Source organism: Nguyenibacter vanlangensis, assembly GCF_013376155.1.
Taxonomy (GTDB): Bacteria; Pseudomonadota; Alphaproteobacteria; order Acetobacterales; family Acetobacteraceae; genus Gluconacetobacter; species Gluconacetobacter vanlangensis.
On the sequence record NZ_JABXXP010001262.1, the window covers coordinates 1 to 538 of the forward strand.

The following is a 538-nucleotide window of genomic DNA, read 5'->3' on the forward strand; positions in this document are numbered from 1 at the left end:
GCTGCCGCGCCCGCTCCCACGCCGCCCCGCAGGCATCGTCGCACAGCAGCTCGGGAAAGGATTCGGGGCTGTGCAACTGCCGCAGCGCGGTTGCGAAATCCGGCCAGTGCCGCCGGGCCACCAGTGCCGCATCCAGCCATTCGGGCAGGGGAGGCAGGCGCAGCAGGGCCTCCCGCAGCGCGCCGCGTACATGGCGCGTAAACAGCCCCGCCGTCAGCGGCCAGACAGGCTCCAGCGCCGGTATCCGCTCGATGCGCCCGCCCGCGACGAGATGCTCCGGATGCGCCATCGACAACCGGTCGCCGAAAGCCTCCAGCATGCCCGACACCGCGACGGTGGCCCCCACCGCCATCTGCCGCGCCTGATAGGGCGAAAAGAACACCAAGTCGGCGCTGCCCGTGCCGTCCGATATCTGCACCCGCCAGGGCTGGCGCGTACCGCGCGCTGGCGCGTCCACCCGGCGCACCACCGCCTGCAGCGTGCAGACCCGCCCCGGAATCGCATCGCGCAACGCCGGCCGGTAGCGCCGGTCGATCAT

Annotated in this window: 1 protein-coding gene; it reads right to left on the bottom strand. The window is 72.5% G+C overall.

Going from position 1 to position 538, the window contains the following annotated elements:
- On the bottom strand, positions 1-538 hold a 538-nt coding region (locus tag HUK84_RS22490), incomplete at both ends, for an OB-fold nucleic acid binding domain-containing protein (RefSeq protein WP_374729417.1).